The 20,414-nt window shown below is 38.8% G+C and carries 22 protein-coding genes; 14 read left to right on the top strand and 8 right to left on the bottom strand.

Translation table 11 applies throughout. The annotated features are described in order from the left end of the window. Nucleotides 1–465 precede the first annotated feature (465 nt). The 5 genes from VB713_RS16805 to VB713_RS16785 all read left to right on the top strand — a co-directional run bounded on the left by VB713_RS16805 (nt 466) and on the right by VB713_RS16785 (nt 4,117). Nucleotides 466–1,041, top strand: coding sequence for a Uma2 family endonuclease (locus tag VB713_RS16805; RefSeq protein ID WP_323312662.1), 576 nt, complete (start codon nt 466–468; stop codon nt 1,039–1,041). Between the two features lie 422 nt (nt 1,042–1,463). After that, nucleotides 1,464–1,658 (top strand): type II toxin-antitoxin system VapB family antitoxin, encoded by a 195-nt coding sequence (locus VB713_RS16800; protein ID WP_323312661.1) that lies wholly within the window; start codon nt 1,464–1,466, stop codon nt 1,656–1,658. Next, nucleotides 1,655–2,056 (top strand): PIN domain nuclease, encoded by a 402-nt coding sequence (locus VB713_RS16795; protein WP_323312660.1) that lies wholly within the window; start codon nt 1,655–1,657, stop codon nt 2,054–2,056. The genes VB713_RS16800 and VB713_RS16795 overlap by 4 nt, the downstream gene beginning before the upstream one ends. Before the next feature lie 27 nt (nt 2,057–2,083). After that, nucleotides 2,084–2,329, top strand: coding sequence for a DUF4926 domain-containing protein (locus tag VB713_RS16790; RefSeq protein ID WP_323312659.1), 246 nt, complete (start codon nt 2,084–2,086; stop codon nt 2,327–2,329). Between the two features lie 231 nt (nt 2,330–2,560). Then, entirely contained in the window at nt 2,561–4,117 is a 1,557-nt protein-coding gene (locus VB713_RS16785) for an NAD(P)H-quinone oxidoreductase subunit N (protein ID WP_323312658.1), read from the top strand. Between the two features lie 84 nt (nt 4,118–4,201). On the opposite strand, the gene VB713_RS16780 is transcribed toward VB713_RS16785, so the two are convergent. The 3 genes from VB713_RS16780 to VB713_RS16770 form a co-directional block, all read right to left on the bottom strand. Beyond that, entirely contained in the window at nt 4,202–5,596 is a 1,395-nt protein-coding gene (locus tag VB713_RS16780; protein ID WP_323312657.1) for an ATP-binding protein, read from the bottom strand. Nucleotides 5,597–5,688: 92 nt separating this feature from the next. Next, on the bottom strand, nt 5,689–6,204 hold the full coding sequence (locus VB713_RS16775) for a methanogen output domain 1-containing protein (protein ID WP_323312656.1): 516 nt from the start codon (nt 6,202–6,204) through the stop codon (nt 5,689–5,691). 271 nt (nt 6,205–6,475) lie between these two features. Then, nucleotides 6,476–7,054 (bottom strand): response regulator, encoded by a 579-nt coding sequence (locus VB713_RS16770; RefSeq protein WP_323312655.1) that lies wholly within the window; start codon nt 7,052–7,054, stop codon nt 6,476–6,478. 439 nt (nt 7,055–7,493) lie between these two features. On the opposite strand from VB713_RS16770, the gene lipA reads away from it, so the two are divergent. Then, entirely contained in the window at nt 7,494–8,393 is a 900-nt protein-coding gene (gene lipA, locus VB713_RS16765; protein ID WP_323312654.1) for a lipoyl synthase, read from the top strand. A gap of 183 nt (nt 8,394–8,576) precedes the next feature. Beyond that, nucleotides 8,577–8,693, top strand: a complete 117-nt coding sequence (locus VB713_RS16760; RefSeq protein ID WP_323312653.1) for a photosystem I protein PsaX — start codon at nt 8,577–8,579, stop codon at nt 8,691–8,693. A gap of 183 nt (nt 8,694–8,876) precedes the next feature. On the opposite strand, the gene VB713_RS16755 is transcribed toward VB713_RS16760, so the two are convergent. Continuing rightward, nucleotides 8,877–9,743: a branched-chain amino acid ABC transporter permease gene (locus tag VB713_RS16755; RefSeq protein WP_323312652.1), complete on the bottom strand. Its 867-nt coding sequence runs from the start codon at nt 9,741–9,743 to the stop codon at nt 8,877–8,879. Between the two features lie 166 nt (nt 9,744–9,909). Between VB713_RS16755 and hrmK the strand changes: the two genes are divergently transcribed. The 3 genes from hrmK (at nt 9,910) to larE (ending at nt 13,321) form a co-directional block, all read left to right on the top strand. Next, nucleotides 9,910–11,754, top strand: a complete 1,845-nt coding sequence (gene hrmK / locus VB713_RS16750; RefSeq protein ID WP_323312651.1) for a hybrid histidine kinase/response regulator HrmK — start codon at nt 9,910–9,912, stop codon at nt 11,752–11,754. 77 nt (nt 11,755–11,831) lie between these two features. Beyond that, nucleotides 11,832–12,383, top strand: coding sequence for a Uma2 family endonuclease (locus VB713_RS16745; RefSeq protein ID WP_323312650.1), 552 nt, complete (start codon nt 11,832–11,834; stop codon nt 12,381–12,383). A 107-nt stretch (nt 12,384–12,490) separates the two neighbouring features. Beyond that, complete coding sequence (gene larE, locus VB713_RS16740) at nt 12,491–13,321, top strand: ATP-dependent sacrificial sulfur transferase LarE (RefSeq protein ID WP_323312649.1); 831 nt, start codon at nt 12,491–12,493, stop codon at nt 13,319–13,321. A 15-nt stretch (nt 13,322–13,336) separates the two neighbouring features. On the opposite strand, the gene VB713_RS16735 is transcribed toward larE, so the two are convergent. Then, a complete protein-coding gene (locus VB713_RS16735; RefSeq protein WP_323312648.1) occupies nt 13,337–14,479 on the bottom strand; it encodes an SGNH/GDSL hydrolase family protein in 1,143 nt (380 codons plus the stop codon). A gap of 269 nt (nt 14,480–14,748) precedes the next feature. Here VB713_RS16735 and VB713_RS16730 point away from each other — a divergent pair, with 269 nt between their 5' ends. The 4 genes from VB713_RS16730 (at nt 14,749) to dprA (ending at nt 18,088) form a co-directional block, all read left to right on the top strand. Further along, nucleotides 14,749–14,943 (top strand): hypothetical protein, encoded by a 195-nt coding sequence (locus VB713_RS16730; protein ID WP_015216787.1) that lies wholly within the window; start codon nt 14,749–14,751, stop codon nt 14,941–14,943. A gap of 286 nt (nt 14,944–15,229) precedes the next feature. Then, nucleotides 15,230–15,364, top strand: coding sequence for a hypothetical protein (locus VB713_RS16725; RefSeq protein WP_323312647.1), 135 nt, complete (start codon nt 15,230–15,232; stop codon nt 15,362–15,364). 814 nt (nt 15,365–16,178) lie between these two features. Next, on the top strand, nt 16,179–16,835 hold the full coding sequence (locus VB713_RS16720; protein WP_323312646.1) for a DUF2301 domain-containing membrane protein: 657 nt from the start codon (nt 16,179–16,181) through the stop codon (nt 16,833–16,835). Between the two features lie 140 nt (nt 16,836–16,975). After that, on the top strand, nt 16,976–18,088 hold the full coding sequence (dprA, locus tag VB713_RS16715; RefSeq protein WP_323312645.1) for a DNA-processing protein DprA: 1,113 nt from the start codon (nt 16,976–16,978) through the stop codon (nt 18,086–18,088). A 25-nt stretch (nt 18,089–18,113) separates the two neighbouring features. Here the strand turns inward: dprA and VB713_RS16710 are convergent, their stop codons facing one another. The 3 genes from VB713_RS16710 to VB713_RS16700 form a co-directional block, all read right to left on the bottom strand. Beyond that, the gene (locus tag VB713_RS16710; RefSeq protein ID WP_323312644.1) at nt 18,114–18,404 is read right to left on the bottom strand and encodes a type II toxin-antitoxin system RelE/ParE family toxin; all 291 of its coding nucleotides are present in this window, start codon (nt 18,402–18,404) and stop codon (nt 18,114–18,116) included. After that, nucleotides 18,397–18,657: a ribbon-helix-helix domain-containing protein gene (locus VB713_RS16705; RefSeq protein WP_323312643.1), complete on the bottom strand. Its 261-nt coding sequence runs from the start codon at nt 18,655–18,657 to the stop codon at nt 18,397–18,399. The genes VB713_RS16710 and VB713_RS16705 overlap by 8 nt, the downstream gene beginning before the upstream one ends. Before the next feature lie 92 nt (nt 18,658–18,749). Then, complete coding sequence (locus VB713_RS16700) at nt 18,750–20,273, bottom strand: serine hydrolase (protein WP_323312642.1); 1,524 nt, start codon at nt 20,271–20,273, stop codon at nt 18,750–18,752. Nucleotides 20,274–20,414 lie beyond the last annotated feature (141 nt).

The raw sequence follows: 20,414 nt of genomic DNA, 5'->3' as shown, positions 1-20,414 counted from the left end.
CCCAAAAGGGTGAAAATTTTTTCAACTTTTGGCACAGTTAGTCCCAGAAGTCTGGGGAGGGTAATGCCAAATTGAAATTGTCAGATATTTCCATCTTTAACTTATCTAACGCACAATTGGCGACTACAGTTTTTAAAATATCCCTGAAGTATAACTAGTGTTATGCCTTCTTTCGTTGAGGGCTAGGGGTTCTGAGCAATTATAAATTCTCATTTAGCTCACTGCCTGTGGAGCAAAGGATACCTCAATGATTAACTAAAGTGTGATACCTGCGGCTTACTGGGGGAAGGAAGCTACGGGTAGCCTATACGTAGAGAGAAGCGATCGCATTATTACCGCTTTAAAGTTCTTATCCATGTTTATTTACTACTGTTTACTACCATCTGCCTTCTCTTGTCAACAGATGGGAAACCCAACTTTTAGTTATCATAAAAGTCGGGAATCTTGAACCCACCCAAACTAACCATGAGTCAACTAAAAACCAAACTCACTCTCGAAGAATTTCTGGCACTTCCCGAAAGTGATCTTGCTTATGAGTTTGTTAACGGTGAATCTATACCTAAATATAAAAATGAGCAAATGTCTCCTAAATTTTTTCATGGCTCAACCACAGGAGCATTATTTATACTTTTATCTACATGGGCAGAAGGAAAAGGTCGTGTTGTCGTGGAATGGGGGATTAAATTAACCAGAAATCAAGAAAATTGGATACCCGTACCTGATTTAACCTATGTTTCCTATAACCGTCTTCCTGCTGACTGGCTGAAAGATGAAGCTTGTCCTGTGATACCAGAATTAGTGATTGAAATTATTTCTCCTGGTCAAACTTTTGGAGAGATGATCGAAAAAGCTATTTATTATCTTCAAGCTGGGATTTTTCTTGTTTGGATAGTAGATACAATATCTCAATCTATCACTGTCTTTACAGCATCTTCTCTCCCTGTGACTTTTCGAGAAAATCAAGTCATCAGTTATGAAACATTACCAGAATTAGAAATTACTCCCCAGACTATCTTTCAACGTGCTGGTTTAATTCGTTAGTTTAAATCAATACTATTGCCAATTTTCCCAAATATGTCTGAAACCCAATAAAATCGTGACAATATCAATAGGGTTTCAGGGTTTTGGCAATAGTATTGTTAAATATCCCCGATTTTTTAAAAAAACTTCAGAAAATCTTAAAATTCAAGATATTTACAAAATGAATAATAAAGAAAAGCAATAAGCTGTTACGCATTTACTTTTTTATGCAAAAGCCTTACTGCAAGCACTCTAGGCTACAAAATATTAGATTTAGCTGCGTAACAGCTTATTGTATCAAAATTGACGCAAAAAATTTTTAGTCTTTGCAACTTCATGTCTTTCCTGTTCCCTATTCTCTGCATATGCAAGTAGATTTACAAATTAAATCTGCTTGCTATAATACTTAAATATTGCCATTACTCCTGAGTCACATTATAACCATGAAAAACAATATTTTTATTGATCCAAAACTCATTGATGATGCTATTAAAGCGACTGGAATGAAGACTAAAGAAGAGGTAATAGAACTTGGTCTTAAAACATTAATTAAACTAAAACAACAAGAAAAAATTAAGGCTTATCGAGGAAAACTTAAATGGGAAGACAACCTTGAAGAGATGAGAATAAATTCATGATTATTGTAGATTCAAGTGTATGGATAGACTATTTCAATGGCATAGAAAACCCAGAAGCTAATAAGCTAGACACACTTTTAGGCGTAGAACAAATTGCTGTTGGTGATCTCATTTTGACTGAGGTACTCCAAGGATTTCGCTCAGATACAGAATATCAAACAGCAAAAGAATTGCTTACTTCTCTGACGATTTTTGAGATGTTAGGTGTTGATCTTGCTATCAAGAGTGTTGATAACTATAGATTTCTCCGCCAACGTGGTATTACCATTCGTAAAACGGCTGATGTGATTATTGCTACTTTCTGTATTCAAAGCCAAAATGCACTTCTATTTACTGATAAAGATTTTTTGCCATTTGTTAAGCATCTTGGGTTGCGTACAGTTTCAACAACAATATAAGGATTTTAAAATAAAGTAGAAAAAATCATGATTACCCTGTATCAACGAGTTTCTTTAGGGCAAGACTTCCCAGAATATCACCTCAAAAAAGGAGATGTTGCCACCTTTATCGATACCGTTAACCATCCCACAGGCAGGGAAGAAGGATATATACTCGAAATATTTAATGCTGTTGGTGAGTCGATTAATACAGTCATCGTGCCAAAATCAGCTATTGTCGAACTCAAAGCCGATGAAATTCTTTCGGTTCGGTCTCTAGTAGAAGTATTATAAAATTTCTTTACCTAAGTTTTATTACTTAGACAAAAGTCTCAATAAACACGCTGAAAGATTTGGCTGAGTGTGAGTAATATGGATTTCAATCTTTTTTGTAGTGCTTGCTGCGTCTACTGACTAACTTTGCTAGTGGTTAAAACATACGGTTAAATGCAATTATGGTGAAGAACTATAGATAGAATGAACAGAGTTAGCCTTCATATCTAATCGCCAAAACCTATACATATCATGGATTTTGCTAATATTGCATCCCAGTTAAATGCTGGAACGATTTTGCCAGAGGGGATTGTAATTATCACCCTCTTAGGGGTTTTGATTGTTGATTTGATTTTGGGGCGGACATCTTCACGCTGGATAGGATATCTAGCGATCGCAGGTTTACTCACTGCAATTGTCGCCCTATGCTTACAATGGGACGCTACCAACCCCATCGGTTTTACTGGTAGCTTTAATGGTGACGACCTGAGTATTGTCTTTCGAGGCATTATTGCTCTGTCTGCCATTGTCACCATCCTCATGTCAATTCGCTACATTGAGCAGAGTGGCACTGCTTTAGCAGAATTCATCGCCATTTTGATGACTGCGACTTTGGGAGGAATGTTTTTATCAGGTGCTAGTGAATTGGTGATGATTTTCATCTCCCTAGAAACCCTGAGTATTTCCTCTTATTTGTTGACAGGTTATACCAAACGTGACCCTCGCTCCAATGAAGCAGCGCTGAAATACCTGTTAATTGGAGCTTCCAGCACAGCCGTATTTTTATACGGTGTATCACTGCTGTATGGTTTATCAGGTGGACAAACGGAATTGAGTGCGATCGCTAATGGTATCGCCGCAGCCAACGTCAGTCAATCTCTCGGCTTTATCATTGCCCTCGTTTTCGTAATTGCCGGCATTGGTTTTAAAATCTCCGCTGCCCCCTTCCACCAGTGGACACCAGACGTTTATGAAGGCGCTCCCACCCCAGTTATCGCCTTTTTATCCGTCGGTTCCAAAGCAGCAGGATTTGCCCTTGCTATCCGGTTATTGACCGTAGTTTTCCCCCTCGTCGCCGATGAGTGGAGATTTGTCTTCACTGCCCTTGCAGTCCTCAGTATGATCTTGGGTAACGTTGTCGCCCTAGCCCAAACCAGCATGAAACGGATGTTGGCTTATTCATCCATTGCCCAAGCTGGTTTTGTGATGATTGGCTTAATTTCTGGTACTGATGCAGGTTATTCCAGCATGATATTTTATCTACTGGTCTACCTGTTCATGAACCTGTGCGCCTTTACCTGCATAGTTCTCTTCTCCCTGCGGACGGGAACCGACCAAATAGCTGAATACTCAGGGTTATATCAAAAAGACCCACTTCTCACTTTAGGATTAAGTATCTCTCTTCTTTCCTTAGGTGGTATTCCCCCACTAGCTGGGTTTTTCGGGAAAATTTACCTATTCTGGGCTGGTTGGCAAGCCGGTCTTTACTGGTTAGTCCTACTCGGCTTAGTTACAAGCGTCGTTTCCATCTACTACTACATCCGTGTAGTTAAAATGATGGTAGTCAAAGAACCACAAGAAATGTCTGATGTGGTGAAAAATTATCCCGCAATTAATTGGGATTTACCAGGTTTCAGACCTTTACAAGTAGGTTTGATAGTAACTTTAATCGCTACTACCATCGCCGGTATTTTGTCAAACCCACTGTTTACCTTAGTCAATAATTCAGTTGCGAATACTCCCATATTGCAAGCAGCAAAAATAGTGAGTACTCAAGCGAGTGTAATTATCACTGAGCAAGCAGAGTAATTCTTGGTAATTGGGTAATAGGTAATGGGTAATAGGTAAAAATTATTGATTAAACTCCTTTATTTTCCTGTCACCCGTTACCTATCACCTTTTTTTATCACAAGCCGTCTTATTGATTGTATGGATTGGAATCTTAATCTCAAATTTGGTTTCTTTCATAGGTATAGAATTGTAGTTCAGATATCCCCCATGTTCTTCTACTACAATTTGATAACTAATTGATAAACCAAGTCCTGTTCCTTTACCTACAGGTTTTGTTGTAAAAAAGGGATTGAATAACTTGCTATTTAATGCTTCTTCAATTCCTAAACCATTATCGGCAATACTGATTTTCACCCATTGATTATCTAGTAATTCAGTAGTAATACAAATTGTTGGTTCATTTGTTTGTGAATTTAACCTTGAGACATCATCACTAATAAACAACTCTTCTAATGCATCAATTGCATTAGTAATAAGATTCATAAACACCTGATTAAGTTTAGCAGGATAACAAGTTATATCCGGCAAATTCCCGTATTTTTTGATAACTTTAATTTCTGGATATTTATAATGTTTACCTTTCAATCGGTGTGCCAGAATCATTAAAGTGCTTTCAATTCCCTCATGTATATCCACTAACTTCAATTCAGCTTCATCAAGCCTAGAAAAATTCCGTAACGATTTCACAATTTCCTGAATGCGTTGTGTTCCCACTCTCATAGAATGGGTAATTTGACTGATATCTGCTACTATAAAATCTATATCTATCGCTTCTTTAATATCTTGTATTTCCTGATCAGCATTTGGATAATATTCTTGATATTTTTCTAATAACTTTAACAGATTTTCAATATACTGTTCAAGATGAAAGAGATTACCATGAATAAAGCTGATAGGGTTGTTAATTTCGTGAGCAACACCAGCAACCATCTGACCTAAACTAGACATTTTCTCAGATTGAATTAAGTGGTTTTGGGCAAGTTGTAACTCTTTTAATGTTTGCCTTAAGGCAGTAGTACGTTCTTCAATTTTGAATTCTAGTTCTTGATTTGCTTTTGAAAGCGCTGCTTCTGCTTGTTTACGTCCCTGGATTTCTTTTGCTAATTCATCTATTTTTTTAGTAAGCAAAATAAAGTTAATGTTGGCTGCTTTTTTCGGTTCCAACCGCAGGAGAATTAGAGCTAAAGATTCATCAGACCAAGGTTGAATAACTGCACCTTGACAACGACATACTAATGTTTCTCCATCACTATTTTGTAAAGTTAATGAACCCAAAATCATGGCACGGCTACGAGAACAAGCTTTCAGGTATGCAGAAATTTTATGGTAAGGCTCAGTTACAAGATCAAAAATCATTTTTTCTTGCAATTCCTGACGGCGTAATCCCAGCATATCTGTTACTGGTTGATTAGTGGCTAGTATCTGACCATCACTATTCACTAATAGTAAAGGTTCTGGCAAAACTCTGGCAAATTCAAGAAATTGTTCAGGAGTCATGCGGTTTATATTTTGAATCTTTAAGCATTTTTACAGCAATGCAATAATCTAAGCATCCAAATATTGGCTGAATAATGATGAATTTATAGAGTTTATAATGATTGAAAATATTCTCGTCCTGTTATATCTTCTGACTCTGGTGTTGTTTTTAGATAGACTACAATCCTACATCCAGTAGCACCCTGTGCTATTGTCTCTTGTAACTCTACTTTGGCGTATCCCAAATTATCAGATGTAATAGTTCCAAAGACATTTGAAGTCATCATACACATAGCAGGGCGATCAATTACTTTTTCTGCAAATGGGCAGTTATGGTTTCCAAAGACAATTTTTTCATCATTCTCCTCAATGACATAAAAACTCCCTTGGATTCTTTTTTTCAAATCAATCAAGACTCTAACAACTTGCTCACGGTTAAGATTTGATACTTTTAGAGCAGACTTATAATCTTGGTTAATCTGTCTACCCATGCTTTCACCAACTACACTAATAAATCCAGCGGCTTCTTCTAACCCCACTACGTCCTGTAATGTCCCTGATAATTCTCTAATTAAGGTACGCAAAAAAACATCACGCTCTAAATTGATATTGATGTTATCTAATGTCATAAATTTTAAGACTCTAGTTTCTAAACTCTATTGATATAATTCCTAAAAATGGCTCGTAAGTAAATACGTTATGAACAATTAGTGATTATACAGTTAGAAAACTATATGAAATCTGACATTCTTTTATTTGGAAGTATGTTATCAGCTCTCCCTAACCAAAAAAAACCTGCCATTCTGTGAAACTTAAGTACAAATAGGCAGGGTTGCTCAGTCTATAGCTGTGTTGCTTAACTGAATATTTTGGCGGTAAAGATCATCGCAAGAGTTAATACTACTTAATTTTCTGTTTAATAAATGTCACAACTTGAGTAAGCTGTTTCTTGAGGCTATCAATCTCTGCTTGCATCTTCACCATTTTTGCATTCAGAGCTTGTATTTCTGCATCAGAGCTACCTACTACGGAATTAGGTTTTGCCGCTACTGCTTCTTGTCTCGCAGGAGCAACTATTGGTTGCTCAGTATTAATACGAGTTCTTTTAGTAGCTATGGTCATTGCTGACTTAATAGCAGTAATCAGCTGTCTTTGATCAAAAGGCTTATTGAGAAATTCAAAATATTCAAATGGTTCAGGTATTTTTTCCGTTACCTCTTCCTTGCGGCCAGACATGATCACCAAAGGAATTTTCTTTAATTCTGAGTTGGCTTGAATTTTCTGGAAAACTTCCCACCCACTCATTTTCGGTAAAATAAAATCCAACATGATCAGGCTGACTTTTTCTTTAAGGATGAGATTATATCCTTCTAAGCCGTCTTTTGCCTCCAATACTTCAAAATTGCCCGGAGGCAACATTTCTCTGACTTTTACCCTGACAACTGTAGTGTCATCAATAACTAAAATTTTGTTTGCCACGACTGATTACTCTACCAGAGACTTTATGTTTAGATGGCTAGTTTGCCGATTGACATTAAGAATTCTCCCACTATATACAAAATTTATGTAAATTGGGGGAGAGTATATTTCTGTATAAGTGTCAAAAAAACAAGTAGTTTGTAAAACTTCTGCTTGCGTTGTGATCAATTTGTATCATAGAAATTCCATGAACTAAAAAACTTAAACTAATGTCAGTATTCAGTTAGGAGTAGGTTTATCTCTACAAGTCTTATCTTACAGGCTTTTGTGGTAATTTAAACTGATAAATAATTTCTGCTGACCTGCACTGGTGTAGTGTCGCTAAAATAACTATCTAGTTTGCAAAGCCGCAAAAACTCATAAAACTTGCTTTTTTCTCTCCTGCTTTCTTGCACTAGTATATCTTTTATCTTTATTTTTGCATTTTACTGGGATTTCTATGACTTTTTCCCGACAAGCCGAACTCAAATCGAACATTGCGGCCATGCCTAGCTGGTTACGTCGTTCTCTTGGCAAAGCTAGTGAAATTTCTACCGTACAACGTATTATTAAGCAGCGCCAAATTCATACGATTTGTGAAGAAGGCCGCTGTCCTAACCGGGGGGAGTGCTATGCCCAAAAAACCGCAACTTTTTTATTGCTGGGTTCAACTTGCACTAGGTCTTGTGCTTTTTGTCAAGTAGATAAAGGTCATGCTCCAATGGCTGTGGATGAAGAGGAACCGCAAAAAGTCGCGGAGTCAGTCCATCTGTTGGGATTGCGTTATGTGGTACTGACTTCTGTAGCCCGTGATGATTTGTCTGATGGGGGTGCGAGCCATTTTGTGAAAACGATGGCGGCTATTCGCCAATTAAACCCAGAAACTCAAATTGAAGTGCTGACACCTGATTTATGGGGTGGTGCGGGTGTTGGGGAAGCAGGGCAAAGCCTACGAATAGCGATGATTGTTTTAGCCAAGCCTGCTTGTTTTAATCATAATGTGGAGACTGTGCGGAGATTAACGGGGCCAGTGAGACGGGGGGCAAAGTACGATCGCTCTTTAGGAGTGCTGGCAACTGTTAAAAACATTGATTCTAGTATTCCCACTAAGTCAGGTTTAATGCTGGGACATGGCGAAAGTAAAGAGGAAGTAATTGAAACAATGGCTGATTTGCGGGCTATAAAGTGCGATCGCATTACCCTTGGTCAATATATGCGACCCTCTTTAGAACATCTACCAGTACAAAAATACTGGACACCAGCAGAATTTGATGAACTCGGCAGCATAGCCAGAGAAATGGGATTTAGTCATGTCCGCTCTGGCCCTTTGGTGCGTAGTTCATATCATGCAGGGGAATAAGGAGGCAGGAGCCAGGAGGCAGGGGGCAGGGGGCAGGGGGCAGGGGGCAGGGGGCGGGGTGCAGGGGAGAAATATTAATTTCCCAATACCCATCTCTACAAAAATATTTTTAAAGATTCTGGAGAATTGGTGCTTCTGTTTGCTATTTGTTAAAAAGTCATCAAAATCAGGAGAACCAAAATTATGACTTCTAAAGGTAAAGCTGCTAAACCTACTTACGTTTTTCGTGCAAGTTGGGCGTTGCTACTGTTGGCTATCAACTTCTTGGTAGCGGCTTACTACTTCCACCTCATTGACTAGTTAAACGTGAACTGGTGCTGCTCAATGAAGAGGCAGGGGGGAACGAGGCAGGGTGCAGGGGGAAACGACCTCTTTCTCCTGCTATGGAGTAGAGCGAAACATGGGTTTGAATCGCCTAGAATTCCCATCTGAAATCATCCCCCTTGCTCCCTGCTCCCTGCTCCCTGCTCCCTTGCCTCTTACTCAAATCGTGCCTTTGAATAAACCTTTGGGACGAATGAGCAGCACCAAAATCATGATTAATAGGGCTATACCCTGTTTGTATTGTGAACCTAGCCAAGGAGTACTGACTTCCTGAACTATACCAATGATAAAAGCTGCTGCGATCGCACCATAGGGGTTGCCGATACCTCCCAAAATTACAGAAGCAAATAAGGGTAAAATCAAAAACCAACCCATATTCGGGCGAACAGCGGTAATCAAACCATACATACTTCCACCCAAAGAAGTGAAAGTTCCCGCAATTACCCAAGTCCAGAGAATAACTCTATCAACGTTGATACCAGAAACTCTGGCTAAGTCTAAATCATCCGCCACGGCTCGCATCGCTTTACCAATTTTGGTATTTTGGAGCAGGTAATGTAACGACACAATTGCCAGTACTGCTAAACCCAGTACCAATATTTGATTTTGTGGTATTCTCAATTCCCCAAATTCTAAAGCCGGAGTGACAGGTAGATCATAGTTTTGGTTTTTACCTCCCCAAATAAAAATAATCCCATTGCGGAGAAATAAAGCCAGTCCGATAGAGATAATAATCAGTGTTGTCGAACTAGCACAGATCGACCTCATCCTTGACCACAGTAATTTTTCTGCCAGTAACATTGCCCCTACAGTTCCTACAGCAGCTAGAATCATCGACAGCCAAATATTTACCCCCGTAGTATTTACGATCAGGGTCAGATAAGCTCCCAATGTGAGAAAATCACCGTGGGCAAAATTAGATAATCTTAAAATTCCATAGGTAAGAGTGAGTCCGACTGCGGCTAAAGCAATAATGCTTCCCACCGCAATCCCGTTGATAATTAATTGAGCAAATTGTGCATCCATATGTTTTAAGTTACTATGAAGAAGTTTTTGAGACAGTAATTTCCTTCTCTAAGTGTTTGATTAACCGTTACAATTGACACTATCAGTTATGTTTTTCAATTTAAAAAAATTTGTTCGTTAATATACATAAAATCCAGTTTGCATTTTCTTGGCGGTCTAGGTGACCATGCAGCAGTCTTCAAGCTTACCAGAACAGAACTCACAGATAAATGGAACGCCAACAGTTTTGACAACAATCCAGAAACTGCGGGATAACTTGTGGTTGGAACGCAAGTTGAATCACTTGCAGAGTCGTCTCAATGATTGTCTGCTTTCATTTACTGAAACAATGCCACAGTCCATCATTACGGCAGCAGAGATTTTTCAAACTGTGGTTGACGAACTTGACAACGCTTTAAATGCCAGTTGGGAAGAGTCTCCGCAGTTTGCTGTAGGCATTGCTCAATGTCAACCAGAAGAAATTGTTGGTAATATTTGCTATGTTTCTAGTTCTTCTACTCAAGGAATACCAATTCCATCAATAAGATCCAAAGTAGGGAAAAAACTGCGATTGAGATTAAACGCTGCCATTAAACTAGAAGATTTGCAGCAAATGGAAAGAGAAAAAAACCCTTGTGCTTGGCGTTTAGTTGATGATTCTAGCAACGTGATGACATGGTTAGTTATTGCCACAACCAAATCCAATCATGATAGTGACAGCATCGACTCATTACCAACTCAACTGCGATCGCAATTAATCACCAGAACAATCGGTTATTGTCATACAGCTTTGGCACAACTGAAGCAAATGCAGTCTTGGCAACAACATTGTCAACAGTTAGCTAACTTTAATCAAGAACTAGAACGTACCAATCAACTTAAAAACCAGTTTCTGGCCAATACCAGCCACGAAATCCGTACCCCTCTCAGTTCTATCATCGGATTCACACATTTACTGCTGGCACAAGGTTACGAACCAGACAAACAGCGTCACCAAGAATATTTACACATCATCCAATCCAGCGGTAAGCATTTGCTAGGACTGATTAATGATATTTTGGATCTTTCTAAAATCGAAGCCAATCAGCTAGAAGTGCAATGGGAAATAGTTGATGTGCCATCATTATGTCGCAATGTCTTAGCTTTAGTGAAAGAGAAAGCCGCTAACAAGGGTTTGAAGCTGCGTCTGGAAATAGACGATGATGTCAAAACTTTACTAGCTGATCCTTTGCGACTCAAACAAATGTTATTGAATTTACTCTTCAATGCTGTTAAATTTACAATGACAGGTAGCGTTGGCTTACGGGTAGCTACACAAGATTTATATTTACGTTTTACAATTTGGGATACTGGAATTGGCATATCTCCAGAAAACCAAGCGCTACTATTTCGTCCCTATAGCCAAATTATTAACCCCGCTGCTGAAACCAATGAAGGGACTGGTTTAGGCTTAGTGGTGACTCAGCAGCTGGCAGAAATTCACGGTGGTTCTTTGGAGTTGGAATCAGAAGTAAATCGCGGTTCCTATTTCACCATTTCTCTTCCCCTCCAGCCAATGGGAAAAGTTTTGGAAGCAATAGAAGTCAAGGCAGAAAAGGATTTAGAAATTAGTAAAGAAACAAGTAATTATTCTGGTTCTCTCTCTGATTCTATTATCCCTCTCAATACCTCACCAAAAATCTTGTTGGTAGAAGACGATGTAGGTAATGCAGAATTAATAAAAATTTATCTAGGTAGATTGGGTTATCAGGTAACTTGTGTCCAAAATGCAGAACAAATGTGGGCAACTCTCCCACAGCTACAACCAGCAGGAATTTTAATGGATGTGAGTCTACCAGATGGCAATGGTTTGAACTTGGTACAACAACTGCGAGACAATCCCCAATATCAACAAATACCAATAATTGCCCAAACAGCAATGGCTATGAAAGGGGATAGAGAAACCTGTCTAGGGGCTGGTGTCAATGACTATATTTCTAAACCCATAGATTTACAACTTTTAGCCCGTCTGATGGCAAAGTATTGTCAATGAGGAGATGAGGGTGCGAAAAAGTTAAACTCAAAATAGAGCTTCTAGTCTCAACGGCAGAAACAACCAAATCAACTTTCATGACCGTAACTACCTATAAATGGACAGTTCAACGCTATCACCGGGCAATAGCAGCAGGTATTTTTGATGACCAGCCTATAGAATTATTGCGCGGCGACCTCATCCTTATGCCCCCAGAAAGAGAACCTCACGCTTATTACAACACAGAAGCCGCAGATTATATCCGTACTCTCCTTGGTGCAAGGGCAAAAATCCGCGATGCCAAACCCATCACTCTACCCAATGACTCAGAACCCGCACCAGATATTGCCATAGTCAAACCTTTAGGTGAAGTCTATTTAGAACACCATCCTTATCCTCAAGATATCTTCTGGATTATTGAATTTTCTAAAGCTACTCTCAGCAAAGACCTAGGTGAAAAAAAAGAGATCTACGCAGAAGCAGGTATTGCTGAATATTGGGTAGCCAATCTCAAGACTCCGCAATTGCAAGTATTTCGAGACTTAAAAAATAGACAATATTCAACAGAACTGATCATAACTACAGGCACTATTGCCCCCTTAGCCTTTCCCGACGTATTTGTTCAAGTGCAACGCCTGATAGGTAGATAAAAAATCTACTAAGAGAATGTTTGAATTACTCCAAAATTCATAATTATCTTCATCCACCCCTAAAATAGGAATTGTCAGGTGCTATCAGGTTTTGGCAGGATTGAGAAATGATGCTAACAGAAAAATTGGAGCAATTAAAAGCTTTATTTGCAGAAATGGAGCAGGCGCTGATTGCCTACTCTGGGGGCGTTGATAGTACATTAGTGGCTAAGATTGCCTATGATGTGTTGGGCGATCGCGCTTTGGCTGTAACGGCTGTTTCTCCTTCGCTGTTACCAGAAGAGTTGGCAGATGCAGAAGCCCAAGCCGCAACCATTGGGATTAACCATAAAATCGTCCAAACGCACGAAATGGAAAATCCCAATTACACTTCTAACCCTGTTAACCGCTGCTATTTTTGCAAAAGTGAACTCCACGATACACTTAAACCTCTAGCTTTAGAGTTAGGCTATCCCTATGTGGTAGATGGGGTAAACGCCGATGATCTGCACGATTATCGCCCCGGCATTCAGGCTGCTAAAGAAAGAGGTGCGCGATCGCCCTTAGCAGAAATTGAAATCACTAAAGCCGAAGTTCGTCAACTTTCTCGACAACTCGGTTTACCTTGGTGGGATAAACCAGCCCAACCTTGTCTGAGTTCTCGCTTTCCCTATGGTGAAGAAATTACCATAGCCAAGTTACAGCGAGTCGGCAGAGCAGAAATTTATTTACGAAATCTGGGTTGGGACAATCTGCGGGTACGTTCTCAACAAGACACCGCACGAATTGAACTATCACCAGAACAAATTCAAAAATTTGTTTTAACTACAAACTTACCCTCTTTAATTATTGCATTTCAGAATTTGGGATTTATTTACGTCACCTTAGATTTAGAAGGTTATCGCAGCGGCAAGTTAAATCAGGTTTTAAATCGGGAAACCGTGGGTAATAAATCTTAACTCCTCTAATTACCCTCAATTCAGGCTTTGGGCAACCCTAAACTCTGTCTGCTGTAGAGCAGCTTGCCATACATCATATCCTTCCGGTGTTAAATGCACCCCATCCGTCGTTAATTCTGGACGTAAGTTGCCTTCCATATCTGTAAACCAATTGTGGATATTCAGATAATTTGCACCCTCTTGTCTGGCTATTTGAGCTATTTGGGCATTAAGGTGACGAATACGACTATTGGGAATTATAGTCCGGCGAATAGGCAAAATTGATTCCACCATAATCTGACTTTTTGGATGAGTTTGGCGTAAGCTGCGAATAATCTGGCGGTGATTACGCAAAATTGAAACATCACTAGCACCTCTGAGTAAATCATTGATCCCAACCATCAAATAAATCACTTCTGGACGTGTTGTCGAGAATGCTCCCAGTCTTCTCAATACACCCTCAGACCTATCTCCAGATATGCCTTGATTTAGCCACAATTTACCAGAAGGCAGCTTTTCTTTAGGAAACCACAAACTCAGAGAATCACCCACCAAGATACTCAACCGGTTTGTACCCTGACCTTGGGAAATAGCTCTAGCTTCCATAGCTAATAAGCTTTTCCAATCTTGATAACTGAGTTTATACTGTTTAGCTGACTTCCACGAAGATGATAAATCGTCATCATCCACGCGTGTGTAAATCTGACCAATTTTTAATGACGCTAATCTGAGGTAGTACAGTTGACTTCCAGATAAAAAAGTTTGTTTGGTTTTTTGGGAACTTAAGTTCAGTGATGTTTTTATGGGTGTTGGCAAAATATAGTTAGTGAATTCTGCTAACAAGATGTCAATACTGGGAGTAATTTTTTCACCTGCTTCTCGCTGCGAATTCTCAGATGTGGATACAGCTTGGCTGCTGAATTCTGGTAAAGAGATACTTTTTTCACGTACTTGTCGCTGTGAACGCCTTGGTGTAGAAGTAGCTTGACCGCTAAATTCTGGTAAAGAAATGTCAACATTAGTGATAACTTTTTCACCTACTTGCGACTGTGAATGTGGTGTTAAATCTTCCAGAAAACCAGTATTTTCTGGTAGGATACTTGACATCTTTGGGATATCTGATGTTGGTACAGTCAATCCTGTTAACAAGCTGGCTGCCAACAGATAAGGTTCCTTCATCGTTTTTTCTGTCCTTGTAAATACTCACTACTTTTCCTTATGACAGTCTGTTCAGGCTGAATTCAGGAAAATTTTGCTTTCCTTACATCTGTATCAATATCCCCCATGAGAATATAACTTCCTAAGCCCAAGTATAAAATACTACATTCAGCAAGCGGCTCAAATTTATTATTATTATTTACAAGTAAGTAAAAATTTTTTCAAAATTAGAATAACGTCATTTAAAGTGCTAAGATTTATCCGAAGTCATTAATGTTTCCTTTTATTCCGTGGCTAGAGCTAGTACCGCAATTGGTGTCAGTCCAATAATTAAAGAGATTGTGCAAAAACAGGCACATTCTACACGTCTAACCTTAAAAGAGGTTATTCTCATGGGGATGTTAGCAATTGACAAATTGGATGATCAAGGTCGTCAAGAGTTAGCAGATCAAGTCCATCAAATGCAGGTTAATGGTGACATATGAATCTGTCTTGAGGAGTCTAAACTCTAAAATCTCCAGTGCAGAAACATTGACTGCACTTGAGACGATAGTAAAACCACGACGACTCAAGTAAGGACTCTCTGCTAAATCCATAGCAGTATCCCATTAAATAAACCTCTTTCAGTTCCAGAGATATCTATAGACATTGTGAGATTTCAGCAATGAAATCCACTGTTTTAGAACCTGATCAGGTATCTAGAACTAGATATCCGTCAACAGTTACAAACTGAATAAAGAACTCTACAAAACCCAAAGGATAACTGACTGGATGGGGGTTTTTACCGCTTATTTACAGGTCGGAAATAACCACTATTTAATCCAGTCTTGGCAATTTTCAGCAAATTCGGCGAAATTGCTACCTGGTTATCCTTGGGTAATTTGTCCAGAAGTTCATGTCCATTGAGACCAATGTTAGCTTTATAGCCATTTTTGAGTAAATTTTGCCTACTCTGGCTATAAGGCTTCAAAAATTTTCTTTTATCTGTTTTGAGATGTGGTGTTTGACAACTACTAAATTCACTGCATAATTAACAGCAATATTCTTAATTGTTACCTATTTAGAAGGTGTGGCAACACTGGTCGAAACTGGTAATATTTTTTTATGCAAAAAAATTTTAATTCTTTAGCAAATTTAACTTACACTAGTATTACCCTTTAATCTGGCTACTTTCCAGCGATGTTCTAGTAACGTAAGTTGCTAGTTAGGGAAAATGTCTGATATGGCTAACGCCACGCTATGCCTACGTCACACTACGTGAACGCGAACAGGATATCCAGGATTTAAGGATTTACAGGATTAAAACAGAAAATTATTCACTAATGACTAATGACCAATGACCAATGACCCATTACCGTTCTCAACTAGCAACAGGTGTAAATGATTGATGAGAATTAGCAGTGAAAGAATAATTAAATTTATATTTTTCTAGAATTATCTAATGAATAAACAATAGGAATTTCTAATTGGACTTCTGTACCTTCTCCAGGAGTAGAATTACAGCATTTTCTTGTAATTGAGAGGATATAGTAAAATTGGGTACAAGAAAACCTATATCAATCATTTCATATTTTTTCAAAAATATTAATATAAGTCGCTTCTGTAGAATGTGGGGTACGGAATTTGTGATTTTGGTTGGGCTGATGAGATTTGGGGAAATCTGCACAAATCAGATAGAATGGCTATAGAAGCTCGTTAGCAATATCATCTATTATGTAATATGACTACACAAACAATATCTGCACCAGAAGTATATCAAGGCCAGTTTGGCAATTTTACAATTACGGAGAGCGATCGCACAAGTGTGATCATCTATCGTACAGGTTTAATGGTAGCTGCTGTTAGTTTTGCGATCGGTAGCGGGTTAGTTTTATTCTCTCCTCAATCTGTCGCAATTCCAGCAATTACTCCACTCTACACCTGTTTTAGTCTTGCACTGGGTGTTAGTTTGCTAACCATCCATATTTATATGGCATCTCTGCACCGAATCTTACAACTTTTCTGGATAATTGGCAGCATTTCCGCATTGATTTTTGGACATTTTGATAGTCAACCTTTTGCGATTACTGTTTATAATGAACCTCTGACTTTATTCGGATTTGGTTTTACTTTCGCAGCATTAACAGGGATCTTTTTTAAAGAAGGTTTTTGCTTCAACCGCTTAGAAACTAAAATTTTAACACCCCTTGTACCTCTACTTTTATTAGGACATTTAACAGGAATTTTATCAACTCAAGCTGAACAAATTTTATTAGGAATTTGGACAATTTGTTTTCTAGTGTTTGCATTACGGAAAACAGTACAAAATATTCCTGATGATATTGGTGATAAATCTGTATTTGATTATTTAAAAAATCAACGATTAGCGAAAATTTAAGGGAGGGAAAAGGTTAACATTGATTTTATCCAATGGGAAAATTGAAAAAGTGTTTTATCCTGTATTTCCACCTGATAAAAATGCAGAACAAGTAATTGATTGGCTTTCACAAAACCAGTAATCAAGAAGAGATATAACCAGTGACAGAAGAACGCAAATATTGGTTAGCTTGGTCACAAATTTCTGGTGTTGGTCCAGTATTATTGCAAAGATTACAACAACATTTTGGAAATTTAGAAACAGCTTGGAAAGCAAATTCCAGTGATTTAAGAACAGTAGAAGGTTTTGGATTTCAAACATTAGAAAAAGTCGTCCAACAGAGAACCCGTTTAAACCCAGAACAACTACTTACCCAACACCAACAAGCAAACCCTCTTTTCTGGACACCAGCAGACACAGAATATCCTCAACTGCTGCGAGAAATTCCCAGTCCACCTCCATTATTGTACTATCGCGGTGAAGTTGATTTACAAGAAAATTCGGGACAAAAACCCTTAGTGGGAATTGTGGGAACTCGTCAACCTACAGAATATGGAATTAAATGGACTCGTCAAATTAGTACCGCTTTAGCAAAAAATGGTTTTACTGTTGTTTCGGGAATGGCCGAAGGAATAGATACGGAAAGTCATTCAGCAGCAATGAAAGCTGGAGGAAGAACAATAGCGGTTGTGGGAACTGGTGTAGATGTTATTTATCCCCATAAAAATCGAGATTTATATAAAGAGATTTTGACTTCTGGAATAGTAATTAGTGAATATCCGACTAAAACTGCACCTAATCGTACCCATTTTCCGAGAAGAAATCGTATTATTGCGGGTTTAAGTCGTGCAGTATTAGTTATAGAAGCACCGATAAAATCTGGTGCGTTAATTACAGCTACCTATGCGAATGAATTTTGTAGAGATGTTTATGCTTTACCGGGAAGAGTTGATGATCAACCATCACAAGGTTGTTTAAAATTAATTAGTCAAGGTGCTGGTATTATTAATCAGCAATTAAGTGAATTATTAACAATGTTGGGAGCAATTCCAAACATAGATGTAGAGATACCATTAGTTAAATCTGCTCCTTTACCTAATTTATCACCAGAATTACAACAGGTAATAGATACTCTATCTATTGATGCTTTATCCTTTGATTTCATTGTGCAGAAAACAGGTATGAATGCTGGTTTAGTTTCCAGTTCTTTATTACAGTTAGAACTCATGGGTTTGGTTTCGCAATTACCAGGAATGCGATATCAAAGATTTTGAGAGAATGTTTGCAAAATCATTAAATTTACTCAAATAATGATTCTAAATCTCTATAGCCACTAGCAATGCGAGTAATATTAATGTCATCTTCTTGAGGATAGTAAAATATAATATAGTCATCTACAAGAAAGCCACGGAGGTTTTTTGCTAGTCTTCCATAACTTTTACCAATACTTGGAAAGCCTGCAACTAATTTACACTTGTTTCTAATTTTATCAAAAAGTTGACTTGCGGCTTTTGGATTACTACGACCAAGATACTCACAAATTTCTTCTAAATCTTGAATAGCTTCATCTGAAAATGAATATTTACCCATTGCCTAATTCTTGTTCTATCTGTTGAATTTTTGCTTGTAGTCTGGCAAAAACCAACTCACCATCTGTTACTTGTCCATTATTAATTTGTTCAGTTCCTACAGCTATTTTTTCTCTTAGTTCCTCTAGTCTTCTTTCTCTATCCAGCAGTAAATCAAAAGCTTCGTTAACTACATCTTCTATATTTTTAAATCTCCCCCTAGCGATATAAGCTTGTATTAATTCCTCGGTTTCAGGTTTAAGTTGAATATTCATAATGTATTCTCCATCTTATTGATAGCCTTAAGGCTGTTCTAACAAGAAAGTCATATTTTCTGCAATCTATTCACTTTCTAATTTTGAATTGTTTATTGTGGTGGGTAATATTGTGGAGTGATTGCAGGGGCTGGATAAGTACCCATAGGCGCATTGTTAACTGTTCCGTTAGGTGCTATTGGAGTCATTACCTGGGGTTGAATAAATGGTTGAACAGGTTGCTGAAAATTATTTGTAGGTAGATTATTTGTGGGAGTCCGGGGTGTGATAGGAGTTTGGCTAAAGTATTGGTAAGCGGCACTAGAGATGGAACCAATAAGTTTTTCAGCAGCAGGGTCATTGTTGGGACGTTGTACCATGACAGCAGCTATATAACGCTTACCGGTGGGGATATCAATTAAACCTGCATCTCCTAACATTGTGCCGATATCACCGGTTTTGTGGTATGACTTTGCTCCTTCTCCTAAGCCGGAAGGTAGGAGATTATTTCTTTGTGTGCGACGCATAATATCAAGCATAATATCGCGCGATCGCATACTCACCATATTTCCCTGATTGAGTGCCGCAATCAAATTACCCAATTCTCTAGGACTGGTGGTGTTTGTGCCTTGTAAATCTGGGAGTGGAGAGCGAATTATTGTAGTTGCTAATCCCCAACTGCGAAAACGCTCGTTCAGTACCTCTTGGCCTCCCAATCTGGCAATGAGCATATTTGTGGCTGTGTTATCACTGATGGTAATCATCTTTGTGGCAACATCAAGGGCAGTGTACTGACTACCTACTGTACTCGTCTGTAAAGTCCCAGAACCACCTGCAATCATCTCTTGTTGCAGAGTCAGCATTTCATCCAGACGTATTTTCCCCGCGTCTACTTCCTGAAAAAAAGCAATTAGAATTGGTACTTTAATTGTGCTGGCAGCAGAAAAACTAGCAGTACTATTAATATCCACATAAGCCCCAGTATCTAAATCTACCATGAACACCCCAGGTGTCAGATTTGGATTGGCTGCTGCTAAATTCTGCACATCGGTTTTTAAAGGGATAATTTCTTGGGATAAATATAAACTGGAAGCGGTTACAGAGGAATTAGTTGGAGATTTTCCCGCGTTAGTCTGAGATGGGGAAGAAGATGTGGTGATGCGATTAGCAGGGTCTAATACTGACAACAGCGTGCCAACAATTGCACCTAAACCGATGCCCACAATCAACAACCGTAACGTATACAATATGGTTCTAGCCATTGGCTTTAACCGAGTTTTGCGGGATGCTCGCCTATCTATTTTTGGCTTTCCTTGCTTTGGTACACGCACTGTCTTCAACTTCGCAGTACCCGGTTGTGGCATCTTGCCCTTAGATTTAGGGATAGATTTAGGGATGGGTTTAACTGCTGTCGGCATAACTATCTTAGAGCGTGGTCTTCGCCCCTCAGAGGGGAGAGCCGGAGGAATGATATTATTGTGATTAAGCCTTGTTAGCGCCACACTTTCGCCTCTAGCTATAACCTGTTGCTGTTTCTTGACAACGGGTGTTTGTCCAGCCTTTTGGCGTGGACGGCGACGACGCTGTGAAGGTTGCTGTCGTGAGACAGCTATTAGTTTGTCACTTGATTCTGACACTACTCCTCCTTGTGACCCGCTCAACTGTTTTGTTTGTAGATGTTCGACTCAAAATTGAATCTTCCCGCACCTTGATATACTCAGATAAACTTCTGGGATTAAGTAGCTTTTTTCTGCTCAGTTTAAGTCATATTAACCTAA

Source organism: Anabaena cylindrica UHCC 0172, from assembly GCF_034931625.1.
Taxonomy (GTDB): Bacteria; Cyanobacteriota; Cyanobacteriia; order Cyanobacteriales; family Nostocaceae; genus Anabaena; species Anabaena cylindrica_A.
Note: the sequence above shows the minus strand (reverse complement) of the source record. Positions and strands in the feature narration are given on the sequence as shown.